At 41.1% G+C, this 2,678-nt stretch carries 1 protein-coding gene and 1 pseudogene; both read right to left on the bottom strand.

Features of this window, described 5'->3' with window-relative positions:
- Positions 1-1,112, bottom strand: a 1,112-nt coding sequence (locus CIK90_RS13515) for a fimbrillin family protein (protein WP_144007296.1), incomplete at its 3' end; no start/stop codon positions are given.
- A 22-nt stretch (positions 1,113-1,134) separates the two neighbouring features.
- Positions 1,135-2,678 (bottom strand): annotated as a pseudogene (locus tag CIK90_RS13510) (fimbrillin family protein); the annotation flags it as partial.

Genomic DNA, 2,678 nt, shown 5'->3' with positions numbered 1-2,678 from the left:
ATCTCATATTCGGGGGAGAAGGTTGGGGCTGTTCCGTCTGCATATCCGCTTTCATGGCCTTCTTTCCAAGTAAAAGTGTTTCCTGAAATTGATGAATACCAAGGCTCAGTAGCTCCCCAAGCAAAATAGTCACCATAAGCATATTCATTTGCGGCAAGACCATCTTCTGTTAGGTTGGATTTGGCGAATATTACTTTGTAATTCTTCTTCTTGATAGTTATTGTCAATCCCAAATCTACCTCTTGGCTGGAATCAACAATACCTCTTGGACCAGCCCAATAATCTCCATCTGTAGCAAACGTTCCAAGATTCAAAGCTTTGCTACGAACAAACGTAATATCTTGTGTTACTTTACGCATATAATTTTGGTTTTCAGTAACAAATGTCAGTGTCCAATTTTTAACTAATGTTACTGCAGGAACTGCTATGTAATAAGCACTTCCATTTGTGATTGTGCCAGAAAGAGTTATGGAATAAAACAGTTCTTTAGAACCGGTGAAATCGATATAAGGATTGTTTGGATCTTCAATATTTATTTTCCCCTTACCAGCAAGAGGTTGGGTCTTGTTGGCTGCACGTAGAATAATCTTTTTGCAATCGAACAGTGGAGTTACCTTAATGAAGCCAACGGCATTCTTAAACTGCAAAGTCGTTGTATTGCTTTTTGCAATCATAAGAGCTGCCTTTGGGTCAAAACCACCAGCTACGGCGTTCTGCTCATCAGGGAGCACTATATTGCTGACAGATTTTCTATCATAGCTAAGTGTAGCTCCTTCTGTATATGGATAAACAGCAACGTAAGATTCAGATTCGTAACATTTTCCAGTAAATGAGCCAGATTTCTGTCCATCACTTCCTGCATTTAATATAAACTGGTTGTTGCCATCTCCATCAAATATGCTTATGGCATCTCCAGACTCCCACAAAATAGTTTTGCCTTCCGGACCCATCGCCGCCTTAGTAGTAGTTCCTTCATTTTCTTGCGTACAAGTAAATGTTGTAACTACGGAAGAATTGTCATTTACGTCTTGTACTGTTTCGTCATCGGAAGTACAAGAATATATTGACATCACAATTAATGCCAACGGTAATGTTTTGAATATCTTTTTCATCTTAATCCTTAAATTTTCAATATTAATAGTTAAACACATCTTCTTCGATTCCTTCTGTTTCTCCTTGTCCACTTCCCGCAAAAGATACCTCAACCAAGCGCACCGGGCGCACCGGAAGTCCTATGTAGTAAAAGTATATGAATTCCTGCGGATTGCCACCACGTATAGTGAAGTACAGGTAATATGGTTTAGTGCTCGAGTTGGCTGTGCCTGACCAGTAGTAGCCGAAATCGCCGACATTGTTGACCTCTCTACCGGCGGAGCCAGCTGCAGGCAAGAAGATATAAGTATTAGGATCGTCTTTCTTGCTTATCTTCATTCCTTTGATTCCACTTATTGTGTTATATCTCATATTTCCATCAGGTCCCCAATAGACCTTATTTTTATTGGCATCCCACAATGCCTTCCATATCTCTGTTGTTGGCAACTGCCAGTCACCACCGAGAATCTGGCGTGCGGCATCGTCTGACGAGGATAATACATCATTTGCCTTGTATGTTTTGCTTAAGGTTGGGGCATTAGCTTTTGTAAAGCCTGCTTCTTTGCCTGGTTTCCACGTTTGTGTCGCTGAATAATACCAAGGCATAGTAGCTCCCCAAGCAAAGTAATCACCATAATCATATTCATTTGCGGCAAGACCATCTTTTGTGAGGTTGGATTTGGCGAAGATTAATCTATAGTTTTTTCCATTAATTTCAAACACTCCCATATCAACTTCTTGGTCGGCTCTAACTATATCTCCACGGGGATCATAATCCCCTGTGGTAGCAAACTCACCAAGGTTGGTCACCTTGTTGCGAGTGAAAGTGATGGGGTTTGTTCCCTTGCGGGAATATACTTTACCATCAGACGCTGTGAATTGTATAGTCCAACCAGCCTTAAGTGTAACTGGGGGTACTGCAATATAGTAGTATTTGTTTGCCTTGATGTCTCCTCTCAGTGTGATGGCATAATCCTTTGTTTCCGAAAGATCAAGTGTTGGTTTTCCGTTGTTATAAGAGACTGTGCCAGTACCTGCCAATACCGCAGAGTTGTCAAAAGCCTTTAAATCTATTCTTGTGCAATTGAAAGTAGGTTTCACTTTTACATAGCCTACGACATTCTTAAAATTCAACGTGTTGCTATTGCTCTGAGCCATCATTAATGCAGCATTCTTATCGAAGCTGTTATCGGTAGCGGTTTGAGTGGCTTTAAGGGTTACTTTCTCTACTGATGTGCCTGAGAGTGTTGCCTCTGACTGGTAAGGATATACAGCGGTATAAGTTTCCGCTGATGCAGCCACACCTTGGAAGGTCGCACTCTTTGTCCCTGCACCATTCTTCAAAGTAAACTGATTATTCTTTGTCCCATCAAAGATGCTTATTTTGTCGTCTGATTCCCAATTGATGACTTTACTATCAGAGGTTGAAATAGCTGCCCTTGTTGATTGTTCGTCACCCTCTTGCGTTGCAGTAAAGGTCATTACCTTTGTCGCACTCTCATTTTCAATTGTAGTGTTGTTGTCCTCCGACGAACATGACGCAAAGGACACGATGGCTGCAAAAGCCATCATAGATTGAATATATT

This window comes from Prevotella sp. P5-126, assembly GCF_002251185.1.
Taxonomy (GTDB): domain Bacteria; phylum Bacteroidota; class Bacteroidia; order Bacteroidales; family Bacteroidaceae; genus Prevotella.
The sequence above is the reverse complement of the archived record's forward strand: the minus strand, read 5'-3'. Positions and strand labels throughout refer to the sequence as shown.